The sequence below is a fragment of the Nitrospiraceae bacterium genome (assembly GCA_035623075.1).
In the GTDB taxonomy this organism is placed as follows: domain Bacteria; phylum Nitrospirota; class Nitrospiria; order Nitrospirales; family Nitrospiraceae; genus DASPUC01.
Genome location: DASPUC010000037.1, coordinates 16,214 through 34,567, shown reverse-complemented (window position 1 = coordinate 34,567; position 18,354 = coordinate 16,214). Strand labels below are relative to the sequence as shown.

The following is an 18,354-nucleotide window of genomic DNA, read 5'->3' as shown; positions in this document are numbered from 1 at the left end:
CCATTTCGTCGCGTGAGGCCCACAGTTATTTGGCCGGCCACTTAGAGGAGAGTATGATTCCAGCAAATCTTCGGTATCATCAGGAGCATGAATGGATTCGGGTCAACGGCACGCAGGCCACATTGGGGATTAGTCATTTTGCGCAGGATGCCCTTGGCGACATCGTCTTTATTGATCTCCCCAAAGTCGGAGCCTCGGTGACGGCCGGGCAGCAGATCGGTGAAGTGGAATCGACGAAAACCACCTCGACGATTTATACGCCGATCAGCGGCACCATTGTGAAGGTCAATACCGATTTAAAAGACCATCCGGAAGTCGTCAACTCTGATCCCTATGGGAAAGGCTGGATGGCGGTCGTTGAGCTTTCAAACCCAGGGGAAGTAGAGAAGTTGATGACGGCAACACAGTACGAGACCTTCCTCAAAAACCAAAAACATTGAACCGTTGTAAAATAGGTTCGATGGCATCGCGCATTGTCTGAACCAATCGGCAATAGTCCGATGAGGTTATGACTCTTCCAAAGCACATCGCCATTCTTGGTGCCGGGCCTGGCGGCTACGTCGCAGCGATTCGAGCGGCGCAATTAGGCGCGCGCGTCACCGTCATTGAAAACCAGGCTCTCGGTGGCGTTTGTTTGAACTGGGGTTGTATTCCCAGTAAAGCGCTACTGTCTGTGGTTGAACTCGGCGACAAAATGAAAAAGGCGGACGAGTTGGGAGTCATCCTGCCTGGGCAGGCTCGGTACGACCTGGCCCGGATGGTCGCACGCAAGAACAAAGTCGTAGCTGGGTTGGTCAAAGGGATTGCCACGCTCTTCAAGGTGTGGAACATCGATCAGCTGGAAGGTACCGGATCATTCCGTGATCACCGGACGATTGATGTCAGAAAAAAGGATGGGACGGAGTGCCAACTTTCTGCTGACGCCATCATCATCGCAACCGGTTCGTCCTGGCCCAATCTCCCGCAGTTTCCGATCGATGGGCGACAGATCTTGACGAGCAAGGATCTGTTGGACCTCGAGGCCATTCCTTCTCGACTCTTGATTGTCGGTGCGGGCGTCGAAGGCTGCGAGTTTGCCGCGCTCTATAGCGGGTTGGGGACTCAAGTGACGATGGTGGAACTCATGTCGCGTGTGTTGCCGACCGAGGATGAGGAAATTGCGTTGACGATGGAGCGGGAGCTCAAGAAGCGGGGAGTGACGCTGTACACGGGGACGACGATTGACCAATTCGAGCGATCCGACATCGCCGTGACGGTGCATCTCAAAGACGGCACAACGGTGACGGTCGATAAACTTCTCGTCTCCGTGGGCCGAGGGTTGAACAGCCACGGCATCGGACTCGAGCAAGTCGGTGTCCAGACCGGTCGGAGAGGGGAAATCCTCGTCAACGACCGGTTGGAAACCACTGTGCCCGGCATCTATGCGATCGGTGATGTCGTGGGCAAGGCGATGCTCGCGCACGTCGCTTCGGCTCAGGGGAAGGTCGCGGTCGAGAACATCATGGGACATCCGACCACGGTCCGATATGATGTCATCCCGGCAGGAATCTTTACCTTGCCAGAAATCGGGCGCGTCGGGCTGACGGAACAACAGGCTCGTGAGCAAGTCCAAGCGGCTGGGCAACAGCCTGAGCAGACGCTCAGGATCGGACGATTCCGCTATGGGGGATTGGGAAAAGCGCAAGCGACCGGGGATGTGACGGGCCTATTCAAAGTGATCTCAGAAGCGAAGACGGGAACCATCTTGGGCGTCCATATTTTGGGGGCCCATGCCGCCGACCTGATCCATGAAGCGGCGCTCGCAATGCAGGTTGGAACTCGGGTCTCGCAACTGGCGGAAATGATCCATGCTCATCCCACGCTCTCCGAAGGTCTGATGGAAGCAGCCGAGGATGTCGATGGTCGGGCGATTCATCAGGCAAGAAAGAAGCTGTGAAGCGCGCTGTCAGCCATCAGCGATGAAGAAAAGCTGACAGCTGACCCCTGATTGCTAAAAGCTGATTCCAATGTGGCACTCGTTGGTGATCAAACTAGGCATGTTGGTGGCCACCATGGGAGTGGTGTTCTGGATTGGCTGGTCAGTCCCAAACACAGTGACTCGGCCTGCGCACAGCGGAGTTCAACCGGACCCTGATCCGAAATCGAGTCTGGCGTCGGAGATCGTAAGGCTGCCAGCTTCCGCGTCGTCCGTACCACCTCTTGGTATCTCCCCCCATCAGACTGGTTCAGTAGCCGGAGGGAGACAAGAACGGGCAAAGCTGGACCTGAATCGGGCTAACGCGCAGGAGCTTGAGCAGCTTCCCGGGATCGGTCCAGTGCTGGCCGAGCGGATCGTCGACTACCGCAAAGCCGGCAAGACGTTTCGAACGATCGATGATCTGCGGGAGGTGAAGGAGATCGGTAAGAAGAAATTCGAGCAGATTCGTGCGTTGGTCATGGTTACTCCGACGACGTCACAGCCGCAGAAGGCCAAGAAAGTGACATGAGCGAACTATCCCGTCAACTCGACTTGATTCTTCGCGGGGCTGTGGAGGTCATCCAGCAGGCTGAACTCGAATCCAAACTCAGCCGCTCCATCAAAGAGAAACGCCCGCTGCGGATCAAAGCCGGCTTCGATCCGACCGCCCCGGACTTGCATCTGGGCCATACGGTGCTGATCCACAAGCTCAAACACTTCCAGGAGCTGGGGCATCATGTGATTTTCCTGATCGGGGATTTCACAGGGATGATCGGCGATCCATCGGGACAGTCGGAAACTCGCGTCGCCTTGTCAAAAGACAAGGTGTTGGAGAACGCCAAGACCTACGAACGGCAAATCTTCAAGATCCTCGATCCCTCGAAAACATCCGTCGAATTCAACAGCCGGTGGATGAGTACGATGACGGCAGAAGGATTGATTTACCTGAGCGCGCACTACAGTGTGGCCCGCATGCTGGAGCGCGAAGACTTTCACAAGCGTTACGCTGATCGGAAGCCCATCAGCATCCACGAGTTCATGTACCCGCTCGTTCAAGGGTATGATTCGGTGGCGCTCAAAGCGGACGTGGAGTTGGGCGGGACCGATCAGAAATTCAATCTATTGGTGGGTCGCGATCTTCAACGTGATTATGGCCAGGAAGCACAGGTAGTGATCACACTGCCCTTGCTTGAAGGAACGGACGGGATCAAGAAAATGAGCAAGAGCGTGGGGAACTATATCGCGCTCGAGGATCCGCCCGGCGAGATGTTCGGCAAACTGATGTCCATCAGCGATTCGTTGATGATGCGCTACTACGAACTGCTTACCACCGAAGATCTCGGTCGCATCAAGAGGCTTCATCCAATGGAAGCGAAGCAATTACTCGGGGAGCTCATCGTAGCTCGCTACCACGCGGCAGAGGCTGGAAAACAGGCGCGGACGGCCTTTCAGCAGAAATTTCAGGAGCGGGAGTTTCCGGCTGTTCCAGACAAGCGCCTTGTCCTCACGAGAAACCTAACGGTTACTCCCCCTCCTGGTGAGTTGGCGGTTAGCGGTGAATTAGTCACCAAGAAGGTGAGCGATGAAATCGCACTCAGTTCGGCAGAAGAATCCGTGCTCAATATCCGCGTCGTGGACCTGGTCAACGAGACAGATATTCTCCCAAGTAAGAGTGAGGCACGGAGATTGATTATTCAGGGCGGGCTTGAGGTAGATGACCAAAAATACACCGATCCCAATACGGTATTGTCGCTACAACCGGGCCGTTCCTATCGACTAAAAATCGGCCGTCGAAAATTTGCCATCGTACAGTTTCACCCCTGAGCATTCGTTCCATTCAAGCGAAATTCCTCGTTCATAGTGAGTGGATGACCCCAATCTTCATCTGCGAGTCCCTCGCCATACGGAACGGGTGCGGGCCTTTCAAGAAGGGGAAACGGACCGGCTAGCCAACAATCGTATTGCTTTGTTTGCATAAGTTGCCTAGGATCATCCTCCCAGGAGCGATGAATTCGGACCCAGAATGCGTTCTTGAAGGTCACGCATGATGACCAACCGACTGATGCCGAAAGCCGTTGACTCGGTGGGAAGATGCGGGAGTGGCCTGTGCCGATTTGATCAAGACACTTCGATGGTGGGCCTGTAAGTTGCGTGATGCCGGAGCAATAATCGTACGAGCTCCCGTCCGGGCAAGTAATTTGTCGACGTCCCAAACAGGGCCGTCCGAGAAACCGAGGGCTGCATCCACCGAGCGGCGGATGCGGCCCTTGTGGTTTTGAGCGCCGGCGCTATGAAATCTGCCATGCGCACATCCCGCATCTGGCCGTCATCGATCGGAAAGAGGGGAACCCATGAAAGATCGTCCGTCTGATCTCACTCGTGACACATTGGCGGTAGTGTTCCTGTTCGCCTTGATCGCGGCGTCAGTCTGGATCCTGTTGCCCTTCCTCGGCGCGGTGATCTGGGCGACGATGATTGTGGTCTCCACCTGGCCCATCCTGCTGATGGTTGAACGTCGGTTATGGCGAAAGCGGTGGCTCGCCGTCACGTTCATGACGCTCCTCTTGCTGGCGGTGTTCCTCGTGCCTTTCGCGATCGGCATCACGGCTCTCGTCGAAAACTTCGCTGAGATTGCCAACTGGACGACATCGCTTTCCAGCTTTAAGCTGCCTTCGCCGCCTTATTGGCTGGGGAAAATTCCCGTCGTGGGTCCGCGCATGACCGCGAGCTGGCAACAATTTGCTGCGCTGAGTCGTGAAGAGATGGCGGCTCGGGTGTCACCGTATTTAGGCGGAATCATTCGTTGGATCGCAGGACAAATCGGCAGTCTCGGTTTGCTCCTCGCACAGATCTTGTTGACGGTGATTGTCGCGGCTGTGTTCTATGCAGGTGGGGAATCCGCAGCGGAAATGGCCATGAGTTTCGGCCGTCGACTGGCAGGGGACCGGGGTGAACAGGCCATGCACCTGGCCGGCCAGGCGATTCGAGGAGTGGCGCTCGGAGTGGTCCTAACGGCGCTGGTGCATGCCGCACTCGCTGGAATCGGACTGGTCATTGCGGGGGTACCGTTCGCCATCCTGTTAACCCTGGTGATGTTCATCTCAGCGGTTGTACAGGTCGGTGTGATCCCTATTATGTTGTGTGCTGTGATCTGGCTCTATGCGACCGGCAACTCCACGTCAGGGACGGTGCTCCTCGTCTGGTCGATCGTCATTGCCCCAGTCGATAATGTTTTGCGCCCCATTTTGATTAAGAAGGGGGCGGACCTTCCGTTGTTGTTGATCTTTGCCGGTGTGATCGGAGGCTTGATCTCTTTCGGGATGGTTGGGCTTTTTGTTGGTCCGGTCGTGCTCGCAGTGGCTTATACACTCTTCACCGCCTGGATCGACGAAGGTGCGACCACCGCCCGGACAGAAAAGGCATCGGGCTCAGGTTCATAGATGAGATGAGCAGCGGAACGAAATCGTCATGACGATCGGCCAGTCAATTTTCTCTCAAGTTGTGATATAAAACCTTGCAAAACCGGACAAACGGTTAGCTTTACATCGAGCCTGTTGGACGATGTCCACTATCGAAAATGAGAGATCGTCGGACTGAAGAAGGAGGAAAAGATGGAAGCAACACGTGTGAACCCGTGGGTCGCCTGCGGACTGATCGCGGTCCTGGCCGGCTGTACCACCTATTATAAGGTAAATGATCCGGCGGGATCGAAGCTGTACTACACGACGGACATCGACCAGACCAAGGCGGGCGCCATCACATTCAAAGACGAGAAGAGCGGCAGCACGGTAACGCTGCAGTCCTCGGAGGTTAAAGAAATTTCCGAGGAAGAGTTCAAAGCTGCAGTGAAGCCGGAGGAGAAGAAGGCGAAATAACCGGTCAGCAGCGGGAATGGCACAGCGGAGTTCGGTCGGTTGGGTGGGACTGAATGAGCTCTCAGCGTGGTGGCGAGCCTATCTTCGCCACCGCTATGGCTTTCTGTTCTATTCACTTCTCCTGACGCTTATTGCAACGCCGGTCGTGAAGACCTTCGGCCTCTCCAGCGAATTACTGCTCCTCCAGGCGTTGGTCGGTGTGAATCTGCTGGCCGCCATTCTTCCGCTCGAAACCAAAAAGAACCGCTGGGTTCTACCGGTTATTCTCGTGGTCGCGATCATTCTCAGGGCTGAATCCCTGCGGGTCGGCCACGTGACGCTGTCAACCGCGAGCCTCATGCTTTGGACGGGTATCGCGCTCTACGCAGCTTTCGGCGCTCTCCGTCTCGTCTTGCGGGCGTCAGCCGTCACAGTCGAACATCTCTATGCCGCCCTCAGTGCATATCTCTTGGCTGGACTGTTCCTGGGTGTGCTGTATTGGGGGCTCGAAGATCTCAGGCCCGGCTCGATCATGGTCGCTGGCGCGGGACTGTCCCCTCAGTCGTTTGGACTGACACAAGGCATTTACTTCAGCTTTATTACGCTTGCGACCGTCGGGTATGGGGACATCGTGCCAGGCAACGATGTGGTTCGCGGCTTGGCGATTGTGGAGGCCATCGCAGGGCAGTTCTATCTGGCCGTCATGATCGCCCGGTTGGTGAGCCTCTACATGCGCGAGGCACGGTAATCCAATTTACCAGACCACCGAAAAGACTGGATTGGAAATGAAACGACCCAGCTGGTTTATGGGAAGACTGACAAAGCCGATGTGCGGATGGTCCTGGCTCGTGTCGATGGTTCTGGCATTGCCGCTTATAGCCAGCTGCGGAAGTCTCGGTCCGAGCACCCTCGGGCGCGATCGGTTCGACTATGTGTCGGCGATCAGTGAATCCTTGAAGCAGCAGATTCTGTTGAACATCGTCAAGTTACGTTATGCGGATGTACCAGTCTTTATGGACGTGGGGCAAGTCATCAGCGGGTATGAACTGGAGGGCACGCTCTCAGCCGGTGGCCAGATCGGCAACAAGACCGCGCCCGGCGCGCTGGGAGACTTTGTGGACCTTCACGCTGGTGGGCGCTACCTCGACCGACCGACGATCACCTATTCCCCACTCACGGGAGCCGATTTCATTAGGACGATGATGACGCCCTTTCCTCCGGGTTCGATCATGTTTCTCATCGAGGCGGGATGGCCGGTGGATGTGATGCTGCAAGTCAGTGTGCAAGCCATTAACGGTCTGCGAAACGAAAAAGGCGGAATGCATGGGCATCCGGCCGATCCTGAGTTCATCGAAGTTGTTCGGCTGTTGAAGAAGATCCAAATCGCAGGCGGTGTGGGATTCAGAGTGCAACAAGAAAAAGAGGGCCAAGAAGCGTCGATGCTGATGTTTCATACTCGCCGTCTGACTCCGGAGACCGTCCAGGATATCGCATCTGTGAAGCAGCTGTTGCGTCTGAACCCCGAGGCGACGGACATCCGTGTCACGTATGGAGCGGATGCTCAGAGTGATAGAGAGATCGCGCTCCACACCCGTTCCGCGTATCAAGTGCTCGTTGACCTCTCCATGGAAGTGGCCGTGCCTCCGGAGCATATCGCAGAGCACCGCACCATCGGCCTGCCGGCCACTCGCGCGGAGGGAACTGCGCTCCTCCCACGAATCATCACGATTCACAGCAACGCTGAGCGGCAAACGGACCCATTCGTGCAAGTGAAGTATCGTGGTTACTGGTATTGGGTCGACGATCGGGACCTCCTGTCCAAGCGGGTCTTTACGTTTTTGACGGTCCTCTTCACGTTGAGCGAAACAGGCGAGAAAATTCAGAAACCGATTCTGACGATCCGCGCGAACTAACGGAGTTGCCGGCTGACGTCGGATATTGAACAAGTCAGAGATTCTCAGTCTATCAAGGAAGGAAGCCCGGGATGAAGATCAAGGTGATGCGAAAAGTCCGATCAATGGGTTTGATGGCTCTGCTGGGCCTTATGGCCGGCATGTGGACCGGCTGTTCCGTGAATCCGGTTAGCGGCATGCCTGAAGTGACACTCGTCTCCGCCAAACAAGAACAAGAGCTTGGCGATGAAGAGGCCAAGAAGGTCGCAGAACAGATGGGGCTGCTCGATGACAACCAGTTTGCTCCATACCTCACGCAACTGGGGCAGCGATTGGCTGAACAATCGCCACGAAAGGATGTTGCCTATCAGTTCTACCAGGTCGATATGGCCGAGCCCAATGCTTTCGCGTTGCCAGGGGGGTATGTGTACGTCACGCGCGGCCTGCTCTCATTGGTGAATTCCGAGGACGAACTGGCCGGCGTCGTGGGGCACGAGATTGGACATGTGGCAGCCCGGCACACGGTTCAGAGAATCTCGCGCCAAGGTCCCTTCGCACTGCTCACGAATTTGGTTGCGGGAATCACAGGATTAGTCAGCCCAATGGTCGGGAGTATTATCGGGGGGGCTGGCGAATTCGCGCAGAGCCTCGTGTTTTCGCCATACAGCCGAGGCCAAGAAAGTGAAGCAGATAAAGTCGGGCAGGAGATGTCGGCCAATGCTGGTTGGGACCCTGCCGCCTTATCGACGTTTCTCAATACGCTTGAGCGTGAGGTCGAGCTGAAGAGCAAAGGCCCTCGGAAGCCGAGCTTCTTTGATTCTCATCCGGCAACGCCCCATCGAGTGGCCAAGACCGCAGAACATGCCAAGGAGCTGACGCGTGCAAGCCGTTCTCCGATCAGCGCGTCCCGTGAAGCGTTTCTCGCGAGATTGGATGGATTGGTCGTCGGTCAGCGAGCAGCGAATGGGATCATCAAGGGGCAGACTTTTCTCCATCCGGATTTCAACTTCTTGGTACAGTTTCCGGAGAAGTGGCAGATCGAGAACTCCCCGCAAAGAATTCTGGCCGCGGCGCCAGATGGTGAGGCGGCGGTCGTGCTAGGCGCTGCTGCCGAAGGAAACGACCCGCTGGACGGCGCTCGTGCTGTCGAGAAGGCGACAAAATCAACCGACATCGTTTCGAAAACGCAGACCGTCACCATCAACGGGCTGTCTGCTGCCCACACCCAGCTTGAAGCGGACGGCAAGGTCACGCTCGATATCACGTGGATTGCACATGGAGGGTTGATCTACCAAGTGGTCGGTCTTGCTCCGACAAAAAAATTCGACACGCTGCAAGCCGTTTTTAATTCGGTGGCGCACAGCTTCAGACCCTTGTCTGCTACCGAGCGAGCGAATATCAAAGAAAAACGAATTCGTCTCGTCAAGGCCCGCGCAGGGGAGTCGATCGAGGCCTTGGCCACTCGTACAAGTTCCGCCTGGAAGGCAGAGGAAATAGCCGTCGTGAACGGACTCAAGTCCACAGTAAAACTTACAGAAGGGCAAGTCATCAAAGTGGCGGTGGAAGAACCATATAAATAAGACACAGGCACCACCACGATAGGGGGCGTGATGGAACGACCGACGCATCTGACGATCATCGCATGGCTCACCTTCGTCCAAGGATTCATGGTTACCTTGGTGGCCTTGCTATGGTTCGGAATCGCGAGCTACTTTTCTCCGGATTCCTCCGGGATTACGTCGCCATTGATGGTGATGATAGCAGAGGCCAAGGGAGCAGTACTGGTTGTCCTCGCTCTCTTGTATCTGGTTTTTTCAGTAGGTGCATGGCGCATGCGGAGTTGGGCTTGGTGGGTCGGACTCTTGGCCTCGGCGCTGAGCATCCTTTACGTTGTACGTGCCGTACTCGGTGGCGGGTCGATCATTGTTGGTCTGTTTGTGCTCATCATTCCGCTCGTCCTCATCTGGTATCTGCTCTCTTCGACGGGCAGGCAAATCTTTGGGCACTAGACAGACCAGGTGCAAGAAAGATTGTAGTGGATCAAATTTGTCCGGTATTGTATAAGGGTCCCCCCGGGAGGAAATACCTATGAGATACAAAGCGCCGATGGCCATGCTCCTTTGTTCGGTCTTGGGTGTATCACTGCCGGGGTCGATCGTGTCGGCAGGGCAGTCGCCGGAGGCGGCGCAGATTGAACGCGACGCTGATGCAGCACTCAAGAAATTGCTCGAGGATACGCCAGAAGCGGAGACGTTCCGGAAGGAGGCCAAAGGGATTCTGATATTCCCGAGTATCGTAAAGGGCGGCTTTATCATCGGAGCCCACTACGGGAAGGGAGCGCTGAAAAGAGGAGGATCGACGGCCGGGTATTACAGTACGGTGGCTGCGTCCTACGGTTTGCAGGCCGGCGTGCAATCGTTCGGCTACATCCTGTTCTTTATGAACGACAAGTCGCTGGAGTATCTGGATAACAGTGAGGGATGGGAGGTCGGCGTCGGTCCCAGCATTGTGGTGATGGATAAAGGCGCGGGGAAGAGTCTCACAACGACGACGGGCCGCAGCGACGTGTATGCCTTTATCTTCAGCCAGGAAGGGCTGATGGCTGGCCTGGGATTGCAGGGTTCAAAGATCACAAAGATTAATCCATAGCTTGTGGCAGTACGGAGGTGGCCAGAGACAGCTGTGGGAAAAATTGTGAATTAACCAAGGAAGGAGACGTGTCATGATGGTGCTGCGAATCGCGGTTCTCGTGCTGTCGTTCCTGTTCATGGGGCAGGCTCAGGCTCAGGAAGCGAGCCAAATGAACATGGACATTTTGAAAGAAAAGATAAAGGCGGACAAAAAACTCGTCGTCGCCACCAATATGAATCTCACCGATGCGGAAGCTAAAAGTTTCTGGCCTCTGTATGATGGCTATCAAAAGGAGCTGGACCAGATCAATCAACGGGTGCTCTCCGCCATCAAGGGCTATGCCGACGCGTATAATGCCGGCAAGGGCGAAATCTCCAACGACGCAGCGAAGAAACTGTTGAATGAAGCCCTGGCCGTGGAAGAGTCGGAGCTCAAGCTACGGCAATCCTACTCGGTCAAGTTAAGCAAGGTACTGCCCGCCACAAAGGTCGTCCGGTATCTGCAGATTGAAAACAAAATTCGGGCGATCGTGAAGTTCGAGATGGCCGCACAGATTCCCTTAGTCAGCTAACAGAGCCGAGCAACGCGAAGGGCGCGACATCCGGGCTCTGTCTTCGTGTGTGCAATCAAAACGAATGTGAGGGAGGTTCTCAATGCTGTTGTTCACAAGGGTCTTGGTTCTGGGAACCATGTTGTGCGCGCTGCCGGTCATCGGGATGGGGCAAGATGTGGCTCCAAGTGCCGATCCGTCCGGTGGTGGCAGCCAGACGGACATGGATATCTTCATCCAGAAGATCAAGGCCGACAAAAAACTGCTGATCGCGACCAATATGGATTTGAACGATGCAGAAGGGAAGAAGTTTTGGCCGCTCTACGATGCCTATCAAAAAGAATTAGCGCTGATCAATCAGCGGCTCGGAAAAACGATCAAGGCCTACGCCGACGCGTATAACCAGGGGAAAGGGACGATTTCAAACGACGCAGCGAAGAAACTCTTGAATGAAGCCTTGGCCGTGGAGGAGGCGGAGGTCAAACTCAAGCGCACCTATGCGGACAAGATCGGCAAGGTGTTGCCGGCGACCAAGACGGCCCGTTACATCCAATTGGAAAACAAGATCCGAGCTGTCATCAAGATGGAATTGGCGCAAGACATTCCGTTAGTCGATTGACCGACAGTGGCGCGGCATTCCGTGGCGAAGGGAAGGAGACTCTGCGACTGCTCTGGTGAGACAGTCAGCGGAGCATGAAGGTGTGCAACCACTATGGTTTAGGCACAACGACGGACATAGCTATAATCTGAAGAGCAACAAGCCAGTAATGATGATGGGGTCCATGCGGCCTGCCACAGTCATCGGCGTCGATGCTTCGGCAAATCTGTACCACGGCATGGCTGTCGCGGCCTATCCAGGCGCGAAGGGATGGGGCGGGCTGCTCTTGCTCAACGATGACGTCCATTATGCGCGCGAGACGGCGAAGACGAACGGCGCGAAGCTCGATACGTTCAACTCCTTGAACGAGCCAGGGCCGGAATGACCAACGCCGGTCGCGTGTGGTGGTGCAACCCGCTCTCAAGGAAGCACACTATCGACAGCCAGTTCTCTGTCGGCGGAATGAGTCAACTTCCGCGAGTGGAAATCTTTTATGCCCATGCCAACATGGGACGCGACTTCATTTTGATTTGTAAAACTCGAAACCGAGCAAAGGCATTGGCAGGAATGCCGGGAAGGATGACTCATCATGCCGATCGTAACGCGTCATCCGGTCTTGGAGCGGATTCTCGATCAGCGGTGCTTCTTCTTGTTCCTGGCCCTGCTCGCACTCCTCATGGCCCTACCGTTTCTGGGCCAAACCGTCCACGGCCGTCTGATACTCACATTTGTTAACGTTACGGTCCAGCTGACCGCGATTGCGGCAGTCGGGCGCTCGCGCATTTCATTGGTCATTGCATTGCTTTTGGTTGCACCGGCGCTTGCTTTTCGGCTCCTGGCTCTGGAGTCGAACCTACCGGGACACCTCATCTTGTCATGGGGTTTTAGCGCCCTTTTCTACGCGTTCGTCCTCGCTGAGCTTTTACATTACGTCTTACGTAGAGACTTCATGACCGCAGACAAACTGTACGGTGCCGTGGTCGCGTACTTGATGGTTGCCATATTATGGGCCCAATTGCATGGTGTCCTGCAATATTTCTACCCCGGTGCCTATGCACTGGGAGGAACGCCAAAGGCCCTCGACATGGCGGAGCTGATCTATTTCAGCTTTACGGCCCTCACAACCGCCGGATTCGGTGACTTCACTCCCATGCTGATCCAATCGCGCTTTCTAACAATCCTGGAGATGGTGACGGGCGTGATGTATGTGGCTATTCTGATCGCGCGCCTGACCGGTGTGTACCCGGTTGTGGAGAAGAAGCCCTAACGGATTCGACATCATCCGTTTGTGAGCAGACTACATGTTGACTGAAGGTACGTGTCTGTGTCGAGCTGTGTGTCGTGCTGATAGCTAGTTCTTCTCGCGGACTACGCCTCTGCATGAATATGCTGGGTACCAACCGTCCGGGCAAGGTTGCGACGTTGGCAATGGTTCTTTTAGTCGCTACCATCGTGGCCGCTCTGCTGAGTCCGATAATTTACGAACTCTACCGCAACGCGGACCGGGTTTCACAAGTCGTGGGGGCGACCGGCACGACCATCATTGTGCGTCTCTCCGCATTTCTGCTCTTCTGCATCGGCATCGAGGTGCTCTGGCACGGCGCTGCGGAGTTCAACACCAGCGTGATCAGACCATGACGAGAAAAAGCGGAGATACAACATTGATCGGTAGGTTGGCGAATGTGTGCGCCGGTCTGACGCTATGGCAGTGGTTGATCGTTCTGTCGGTCGTCATTTCCGTGATTGGGTTCATCGTCGAATGGCAGCGAGGATTAGTCCTTGAATACTTTCGTCAGGGACGACCTTTCGACCGGTTCGCCCTCGTTCTCATTGCCATAGTCATCTTACCCCGGCAGTTTGAGCGGTTTGGATTGCCTGGCATGCTCGGATTGATTCTTGCTGGTGCGCTGCTTGGGCCTTCCGGTTTAGCTCTGGCTAAAGAGGTCGGACCGGTTGGCCATTTCTGGAGCGAGATGGGTCGGGTGTTCCTGATGTTTATGGCAGGGCTTGAAATCAGTCTGAGCGACTTCCGCCGGTATGCCAAGCCATCCAGCCTGTTCGGGGTCACCACCTTTGCCGGGCCCATGATTGGAGGGTACGTACTCGGTCAGATGTTCGGCTTTAGCACCAATGCCTCTGTGCTCATCGGCTCTCTCCTCGCGTCTCACACGTTGCTGGGCTATCCGATCATCGAGAAGCTGGGATTGGTGCGACGACCGTTCGCGCTGACGACGATCGGGGCGACCATCTTCACCGATATCGCATCGTTGTTAGTCCTAGCGGTCTGTCTCTCGGTTCACGTGAGCGGAATCCTGGATTGGTACACCCTGGCCGAATTGGTTGGAGCGCTGACGGTTTATAGCGTATTCGTAATGGGCGCCATTCCCTGGTTCGGTCGCGTCTATCTCCGGTGGCGACACGATGATGAAGTCGCCCAGTTCCAATTTGTCCTCGCGGTTATCGTCATCTGCGCCGTCGGAGCGAAATTGATCGGGTTGGAGGACATTGTGGGAGCCTTTCTTTGCGGCATCGCAGTCAATCAGGTACTCAAGCACGGGGCAGCGCGGGAAAAGGTAGAGTTCTTGGGGAAGGGTTTCTTCATTCCCGGATTTCTTTTGTTCATTGGGGCGACCATGGATCTTCCCGCATTCGGGCGCAGCCTAGTTGAGAGACTCCCCTTCGTGCTCGGCATGATCGGCGTCTTGTGTGTCGGCAAATTCGGTGCGGCAGCTTTTACTGCCTGGTTCTATCGATATAGTCGAGCTGAGGGGTTTTCGATGTGGGCTTTATCGTTGCCGCAACTCGCTGCCACATTAGCCGCAACGGTGACGGCGTATAATTCGATTAATCTAGCCGGCGAACGATTGATCGGAGAAGAGGTTGTCAATGCCGTCATCGTGTTGATGGTCTTGACGGCAACAGTCGGACCGATTTTGACGGATCGATTCGGACGGTACGTGAAATAGGTCTCAGCGCATAAGCCTTGCTAAGGTTCAACGCTCGATATTTGTGTCTCAGCGATCTCTACACGATGGTGGAGTGACGTACGCACGACGGCGGCGCCTGAACGGTCGTCCAGTCGGCAGAAAGTGGACGCGAGTCCAATCGAGCCCGCTGGCACGGCGCGCCTGGCTCATCTCGGTTCTTTTCCTACCAATTTCTCCCCACCTGGCGTTTGGGCAGGAACCACCGCCGCTTCCTCGAGAGGAGGGGAGTGCCCAATCTCTGAAGCGTGCTCAGGAAGCTGTTTTCGAAAAGACTCGTGGGCTTGGGGCAGATGAGTCGGCACCCAGATCAGGAGAAGAGGCGGTTGGGCTTCGATCATTGATCAAGCTATTCGGATGGCAGCCACTGACTACCGAAGAGGAAGACAAGGCGAAGACCCTGTCCAACCTCGCAGCCAGAATGGGAAACGATCCCACTGCCATCATTGGTCGAGCCCAGACCCTCTTTCGGTATGATGCGTTGGAAGGAGGCAAGCGGACAAACAATCTTGTCACCCGGTTCGATGTCCCCTATCAGGGAAATTTTGTCTTTCGCGCCGACATACCGTACGTATGGTCAACGCCGAACCAGGCTGGTGCGAGCAATGAGAACGGGGTGAGCGATCTCTTCGTACGAACCGGTGGCCGTGTCTATTCAGATCCAAGGAATGCAATTTTTATCGGGATGGATTTCACGTTCCCGACGGCGGAAGACACGCTGGGGAGTGGTAAATATACCGTCGGTCCCGGCGTAGCAACGGCTCACGTGTTTCCCGCATGGGATTCTCTGTTATTCACCCTGATCGAACATCAGGTTTCGGTGGGTGGAGATCCCTCTCGGCAGTCTATATCCACGTCTAGTGGCCAGATTTTTTTTAATACGATTTGGACGGATCAATGGTGGACACGCATAGAGCTCACCCCTCAAGTGCTTTGGGATCAGAGGGCAAAGAGTAGCATGACGCTAGAATTCGAAGGAGGATATCGCTTCGTCCACGATTGGGGGCTGTGGGTGAGGCCCGGTGTCGGGCTCTGGGGCAGAAATATTCCCGGCGGCTATGAGTGGAATATCGAAACCGGAATCCGACGCATGTTTGTTGGGTTTTGAGTGCCGCGCGATCTCCTCGCTCCCATCTCTATGTTCATCATAGCCTTTAAGAAATGTGCAACCGGAACACCCCAGGCCGTGCATGGCATCTTGAACAAGAGGGGGTCGCAACGGTCGGCTGTGGAAATCGAGGACAACCATCGACTAGATGACTGACCCGAAACACCCCACGAGGCAACTGACTCTCTTTACGCCACAGCCATTTGAGATGCTTAACGTCTTGTTAATGCGATTGTTTCTTCCTGGGCAGTTTCACGACGGGCGCCTGGCACTCATGCTGCACTTGGCCGTGACTGTACAGCGCTCTTAATCGAAAGAGGGGAGGACACCATGACCCAAGGCAGTGGTCGGATCATCTTGGCTAGCCTAGCGGTGATCGTCGCGCTCGGCGTGACCGGATGTATGCAGGTGTATGAGCAAGCCGCTAAAGCGGCTTTTGAAGATCGCTCCAATGATGATCATATCCTTGATGCGAAGGTTGACACCAATATCCTCTCCGCCCTGGCCGATAAGGATAAAAGTCTGCTGCTCGACGTCAAGACGGACGTCTGGGAGCAGCGGGTGATGCTGACCGGCACGCTCGACGATCCCAAGGTGAAGGCGGACATGGTCCAGCTGGTCCAGAAAGCGGATTCGCGTGTGAAGAAAATCTACAACGAGATCCAGATCGTGTCCAAGGAGGAGAAGGAACAGCGTCGGGAGGCGGCCCAGAACAAGGATGAGTCCAAGAAAGAAGGGGTCGGACAGGCCGTCAATGATTTTTGGATTGAAACCAAGATCAACGGGCAGTTGCTCTCAACTCGGGGAGTCACGTCGGTCAACTACCGGTGGCGGTCGGTCCGGGACGTCGTATACCTCATCGGCCGGTCTCGGAGCCAGGACGAACTGAACACTGTCCTGGGCATCATCCGCAAGACCGAAGGGGTGACAGACATCAAGCAGTTCGTCGAGATCAAGCCGATGTCGACGTCGTAGTGCCGTCGAGAGTGGGTACCATTCAAGAATACTGTTTCATGCTCCAGGTTGCTCCTCGCGAAACTCCGTTGGCTTGGTGGCCTGACAGCCGGGGTGGAGCGTAACTGTGCGTTTGGCGGGGCAAAATATGACAGAAGCAGCTAATCTCAAGGAGAAGGAGACTACTACCATGAACACTGTGAAGTGCTCGGTTTTAACCCTGAGTCTGTTGGTCTTCGCTGGCAATGCGAGTGCCCTCAATTGGAACGGAATCTGCTGCGATGGCGGCTATGAGTACCGTCACCCGACCTCTTGGGAAATAGAACAGCAACGGTTGAAGGATGAACTTGCCGCTGCACGGAAGCAGCTGGCGGATCGTGAACGAGAGATCGCGTCTCTCCGGTCTGGCGCCAGTGGATCCCTTCAATCGGCCCAGACAAACCTCGATGGGTCCAAGGCACGAGTAGCGGATCTTGAAGGGCAGCTGGCCGCCTCGCAATCAGAAATCGCGGCGCTTCAAGCCGGAGCGGGAGAGAAGGACAGACTCGCTGCGGACCTTGCCGCAGCCAAGCAGCGAAACGCAGATTTGGAAAGCCAGCTCGCCAGCCTTCGCGGCGAACTTTCTGCCGAAATGTCGAAACTCAAAGATGCCCAGCGCAGTTTGGTCCGGGGCCTTCGTCCTCAAATCGAGAAGGGCGATATTATGGTCGATTTGGACAACGAGCGACTCTTAATCAATCTCGCGTCTGGCTACCTGTTCGGGAGCGGCGAGGACGAACTGAAACCCGCGGGCACCGATGCACTCAAACAGGTCGGGACCATTCTCAAAGACTTCCCGGAATATAAGGTAGCGGTGGAAGGTCATACCGATAGCCAGCCGATTAAATCCCCCTTGAAGGAGAGGTTTCCCACGAATAAGGAACTTTCTGAAGCACGCGCAGCCAATGCGGCAAAAGCTCTTGCCGATGGGGGGCTCACCGGAGCCTCTACAGCGGGTTACGCCGACACCAAGCCTACTGCACCGAATACAACTGATGCAGGCCGGGCAAAGAATCGGCGCGTCGAAGTGCGCGTGACGCGTGGGTGATCGACATGCAAGTCATTAGTGCGTAAAATTGCGGAAGGAAGAGGAATCAAGAGTGGAAAGAAACAGGAGCATCATGAAGTGACGGGCGGCACAATGGGCAGGTGGAACCAAGCAGATAAGGAGGCTTCCGAGCGAGAACGATCCGTGAGGTCCGGTACGTTGATCATCCTGCTGCTTTCTCTGTCAATGAGTGTCTCGCTTCATCCCTCGATAGCCATTGCGGGGCAGTCCGCTGAGGCCGCGCAGATCGATCGCGAGGCGGATGCGGGACTTAAGAAACTGCTCGAAGATACACCGGAGGCGGAGATGTTCCGCAAGGAGGCCAAGGGTATCCTTATCTTTCCGAGCATCGTGAAGGGTGGCTTCATTATTGGGGCTCACTACGGGAAGGGTGCCCTCAAAAAAGATGGGACAACGGTCGGGTACTATAGCAATGTCGCTGCGTCGTATGGCCTTCAAGCCGGCATCCAATCGTTCGGCTATGTCATGTTCTTCATGAACGAGAAGGCGTTGGAGTACTTGGACAATAGCTCGGGATGGGAGGTCGGGGTCGGTCCCAGCATCGTGGTCATGGATAAAGGCGCGGGAAAGAGCCTCACGACGACAACAGGGCGGAGCGACGTCTATGCCTTCATTTTCAGCCAACAGGGGCTGATGGCGGGGTTGGGATTGCAAGGGTCAAAAATTACCAAAATTGAACCGTAGAGAACGACAGCCAGCTCGTGAGCGATGCCCTTCT

The 18,354-nt window shown here is 55.5% G+C and carries 23 protein-coding genes; 22 read left to right on the top strand and 1 reads right to left on the bottom strand.

Features of this window, described 5'->3' with window-relative positions; translation table 11 throughout:
• Positions 1 to 53: 53 nt before the first annotated feature.
• From gcvH to tyrS, 4 genes are all read left to right on the top strand, one after another.
• Complete coding sequence (gcvH, locus tag VEI50_12450; protein HXX75931.1) at positions 54 to 440, top strand: glycine cleavage system protein GcvH; 387 nt, start codon at positions 54 to 56, stop codon at positions 438 to 440.
• 68 nt (positions 441 to 508) lie between these two features.
• Positions 509 to 1,936 (top strand): dihydrolipoyl dehydrogenase, encoded by a 1,428-nt coding sequence (gene lpdA / locus VEI50_12445; GenBank protein HXX75930.1) that lies wholly within the window; start codon positions 509 to 511, stop codon positions 1,934 to 1,936.
• Positions 1,937 to 2,006: 70 nt separating this feature from the next.
• Positions 2,007 to 2,486 (top strand): helix-hairpin-helix domain-containing protein, encoded by a 480-nt coding sequence (locus VEI50_12440; GenBank protein ID HXX75929.1) that lies wholly within the window; start codon positions 2,007 to 2,009, stop codon positions 2,484 to 2,486.
• The gene (gene tyrS / locus VEI50_12435) at positions 2,483 to 3,781 is read left to right on the top strand and encodes a tyrosine--tRNA ligase (GenBank protein ID HXX75928.1); all 1,299 of its coding nucleotides are present in this window, start codon (positions 2,483 to 2,485) and stop codon (positions 3,779 to 3,781) included. Before VEI50_12440 ends, tyrS begins: the two co-directional genes overlap by 4 nt.
• 294 nt (positions 3,782 to 4,075) lie before the next feature.
• Here tyrS and VEI50_12430 read toward each other — a convergent pair whose 3' ends face one another.
• Positions 4,076 to 4,261, bottom strand: coding sequence for a hypothetical protein (locus tag VEI50_12430; protein ID HXX75927.1), 186 nt, complete (start codon positions 4,259 to 4,261; stop codon positions 4,076 to 4,078).
• Between the two features lie 47 nt (positions 4,262 to 4,308).
• Between VEI50_12430 and ydiK the strand changes: the two genes are divergently transcribed.
• The 18 genes from ydiK (at position 4,309) to VEI50_12340 (ending at position 18,320) form a co-directional block, all read left to right on the top strand.
• The gene (gene ydiK, locus VEI50_12425; protein HXX75926.1) at positions 4,309 to 5,397 is read left to right on the top strand and encodes an AI-2E family transporter YdiK; all 1,089 of its coding nucleotides are present in this window, start codon (positions 4,309 to 4,311) and stop codon (positions 5,395 to 5,397) included.
• Between the two features lie 171 nt (positions 5,398 to 5,568).
• The gene (locus tag VEI50_12420) at positions 5,569 to 5,832 is read left to right on the top strand and encodes a hypothetical protein (GenBank protein HXX75925.1); all 264 of its coding nucleotides are present in this window, start codon (positions 5,569 to 5,571) and stop codon (positions 5,830 to 5,832) included.
• A 16-nt stretch (positions 5,833 to 5,848) separates the two neighbouring features.
• Positions 5,849 to 6,559: a potassium channel family protein gene (locus VEI50_12415; protein ID HXX75924.1), complete on the top strand. Its 711-nt coding sequence runs from the start codon at positions 5,849 to 5,851 to the stop codon at positions 6,557 to 6,559.
• Positions 6,560 to 6,638: 79 nt separating this feature from the next.
• The gene (locus VEI50_12410) at positions 6,639 to 7,724 is read left to right on the top strand and encodes a hypothetical protein (protein HXX75923.1); all 1,086 of its coding nucleotides are present in this window, start codon (positions 6,639 to 6,641) and stop codon (positions 7,722 to 7,724) included.
• Positions 7,725 to 7,795: 71 nt separating this feature from the next.
• Positions 7,796 to 9,283, top strand: a complete 1,488-nt coding sequence (locus tag VEI50_12405) for a M48 family metalloprotease (GenBank protein ID HXX75922.1) — start codon at positions 7,796 to 7,798, stop codon at positions 9,281 to 9,283.
• A gap of 30 nt (positions 9,284 to 9,313) precedes the next feature.
• Positions 9,314 to 9,712 (top strand): hypothetical protein, encoded by a 399-nt coding sequence (locus VEI50_12400; GenBank protein HXX75921.1) that lies wholly within the window; start codon positions 9,314 to 9,316, stop codon positions 9,710 to 9,712.
• A 79-nt stretch (positions 9,713 to 9,791) separates the two neighbouring features.
• Positions 9,792 to 10,352, top strand: a complete 561-nt coding sequence (locus tag VEI50_12395; protein HXX75920.1) for a lipid-binding SYLF domain-containing protein — start codon at positions 9,792 to 9,794, stop codon at positions 10,350 to 10,352.
• A 73-nt stretch (positions 10,353 to 10,425) separates the two neighbouring features.
• The gene (locus tag VEI50_12390) at positions 10,426 to 10,905 is read left to right on the top strand and encodes a hypothetical protein (GenBank protein HXX75919.1); all 480 of its coding nucleotides are present in this window, start codon (positions 10,426 to 10,428) and stop codon (positions 10,903 to 10,905) included.
• Positions 10,906 to 10,987: 82 nt separating this feature from the next.
• Entirely contained in the window at positions 10,988 to 11,503 is a 516-nt protein-coding gene (locus VEI50_12385) for a hypothetical protein (protein ID HXX75918.1), read from the top strand.
• 55 nt (positions 11,504 to 11,558) lie between these two features.
• Complete coding sequence (locus tag VEI50_12380) at positions 11,559 to 11,867, top strand: asparaginase domain-containing protein (GenBank protein ID HXX75917.1); 309 nt, start codon at positions 11,559 to 11,561, stop codon at positions 11,865 to 11,867.
• A gap of 204 nt (positions 11,868 to 12,071) precedes the next feature.
• Complete coding sequence (locus VEI50_12375; protein HXX75916.1) at positions 12,072 to 12,749, top strand: ion channel; 678 nt, start codon at positions 12,072 to 12,074, stop codon at positions 12,747 to 12,749.
• Between the two features lie 113 nt (positions 12,750 to 12,862).
• Positions 12,863 to 13,120 carry a MarC family protein gene (locus VEI50_12370; protein ID HXX75915.1) on the top strand — a complete coding sequence of 86 codons (258 nt, stop codon included), beginning with the start codon at positions 12,863 to 12,865 and terminating at the stop codon, positions 13,118 to 13,120.
• Positions 13,117 to 14,448, top strand: a complete 1,332-nt coding sequence (locus VEI50_12365) for a cation:proton antiporter (protein ID HXX75914.1) — start codon at positions 13,117 to 13,119, stop codon at positions 14,446 to 14,448. The genes VEI50_12370 and VEI50_12365 overlap by 4 nt, the downstream gene beginning before the upstream one ends.
• A 73-nt stretch (positions 14,449 to 14,521) precedes the next feature.
• Complete coding sequence (locus VEI50_12360) at positions 14,522 to 15,574, top strand: hypothetical protein (GenBank protein HXX75913.1); 1,053 nt, start codon at positions 14,522 to 14,524, stop codon at positions 15,572 to 15,574.
• Positions 15,575 to 15,722: 148 nt separating this feature from the next.
• Entirely contained in the window at positions 15,723 to 15,884 is a 162-nt protein-coding gene (locus tag VEI50_12355; GenBank protein ID HXX75912.1) for a hypothetical protein, read from the top strand.
• Between the two features lie 20 nt (positions 15,885 to 15,904).
• Positions 15,905 to 16,549, top strand: coding sequence for a BON domain-containing protein (locus VEI50_12350; protein HXX75911.1), 645 nt, complete (start codon positions 15,905 to 15,907; stop codon positions 16,547 to 16,549).
• 169 nt (positions 16,550 to 16,718) lie between these two features.
• Positions 16,719 to 17,615, top strand: a complete 897-nt coding sequence (locus VEI50_12345) for an OmpA family protein (protein ID HXX75910.1) — start codon at positions 16,719 to 16,721, stop codon at positions 17,613 to 17,615.
• An 18-nt stretch (positions 17,616 to 17,633) separates the two neighbouring features.
• Positions 17,634 to 18,320: a lipid-binding SYLF domain-containing protein gene (locus tag VEI50_12340; protein ID HXX75909.1), complete on the top strand. Its 687-nt coding sequence runs from the start codon at positions 17,634 to 17,636 to the stop codon at positions 18,318 to 18,320.
• Positions 18,321 to 18,354: the final 34 nt, after the last annotated feature.

What these genes read in the sequence shown, in the direction of transcription:
- gcvH (HXX75931.1), top strand. Translation starts at nt 54, where the DNA reads ATGATTCCAGCAAATCTTCGGTATCATCAGGAGCATGAATGGATTCGG.
- VEI50_12420 (HXX75925.1), top strand. Translation starts at nt 5,569, where the DNA reads ATGGAAGCAACACGTGTGAACCCGTGGGTCGCCTGCGGACTGATCGCG.
- VEI50_12385 (HXX75918.1), top strand. Translation starts at nt 10,988, where the DNA reads ATGCTGTTGTTCACAAGGGTCTTGGTTCTGGGAACCATGTTGTGCGCG.
- VEI50_12400 (HXX75921.1), top strand. Translation starts at nt 9,314, where the DNA reads ATGGAACGACCGACGCATCTGACGATCATCGCATGGCTCACCTTCGTC.
- VEI50_12350 (HXX75911.1), top strand. Translation starts at nt 15,905, where the DNA reads ATGACCCAAGGCAGTGGTCGGATCATCTTGGCTAGCCTAGCGGTGATC.
- VEI50_12440 (HXX75929.1), top strand. Translation starts at nt 2,007, where the DNA reads ATGTGGCACTCGTTGGTGATCAAACTAGGCATGTTGGTGGCCACCATG.
- VEI50_12355 (HXX75912.1), top strand. Translation starts at nt 15,723, where the DNA reads ATGACTGACCCGAAACACCCCACGAGGCAACTGACTCTCTTTACGCCA.
- VEI50_12390 (HXX75919.1), top strand. Translation starts at nt 10,426, where the DNA reads ATGATGGTGCTGCGAATCGCGGTTCTCGTGCTGTCGTTCCTGTTCATG.
- VEI50_12415 (HXX75924.1), top strand. Translation starts at nt 5,849, where the DNA reads ATGGCACAGCGGAGTTCGGTCGGTTGGGTGGGACTGAATGAGCTCTCA.
- VEI50_12410 (HXX75923.1), top strand. Translation starts at nt 6,639, where the DNA reads ATGTGCGGATGGTCCTGGCTCGTGTCGATGGTTCTGGCATTGCCGCTT.
- VEI50_12430 (HXX75927.1), bottom strand. Translation starts at nt 4,261, where the DNA reads ATGGCAGATTTCATAGCGCCGGCGCTCAAAACCACAAGGGCCGCATCC.
- VEI50_12370 (HXX75915.1), top strand. Translation starts at nt 12,863, where the DNA reads ATGAATATGCTGGGTACCAACCGTCCGGGCAAGGTTGCGACGTTGGCA.
- tyrS (HXX75928.1), top strand. Translation starts at nt 2,483, where the DNA reads ATGAGCGAACTATCCCGTCAACTCGACTTGATTCTTCGCGGGGCTGTG.
- VEI50_12395 (HXX75920.1), top strand. Translation starts at nt 9,792, where the DNA reads ATGAGATACAAAGCGCCGATGGCCATGCTCCTTTGTTCGGTCTTGGGT.
- VEI50_12375 (HXX75916.1), top strand. Translation starts at nt 12,072, where the DNA reads ATGCCGATCGTAACGCGTCATCCGGTCTTGGAGCGGATTCTCGATCAG.
- ydiK (HXX75926.1), top strand. Translation starts at nt 4,309, where the DNA reads ATGAAAGATCGTCCGTCTGATCTCACTCGTGACACATTGGCGGTAGTG.
- VEI50_12405 (HXX75922.1), top strand. Translation starts at nt 7,796, where the DNA reads ATGAAGATCAAGGTGATGCGAAAAGTCCGATCAATGGGTTTGATGGCT.
- VEI50_12345 (HXX75910.1), top strand. Translation starts at nt 16,719, where the DNA reads ATGAACACTGTGAAGTGCTCGGTTTTAACCCTGAGTCTGTTGGTCTTC.
- VEI50_12365 (HXX75914.1), top strand. Translation starts at nt 13,117, where the DNA reads ATGACGAGAAAAAGCGGAGATACAACATTGATCGGTAGGTTGGCGAAT.
- lpdA (HXX75930.1), top strand. Translation starts at nt 509, where the DNA reads ATGACTCTTCCAAAGCACATCGCCATTCTTGGTGCCGGGCCTGGCGGC.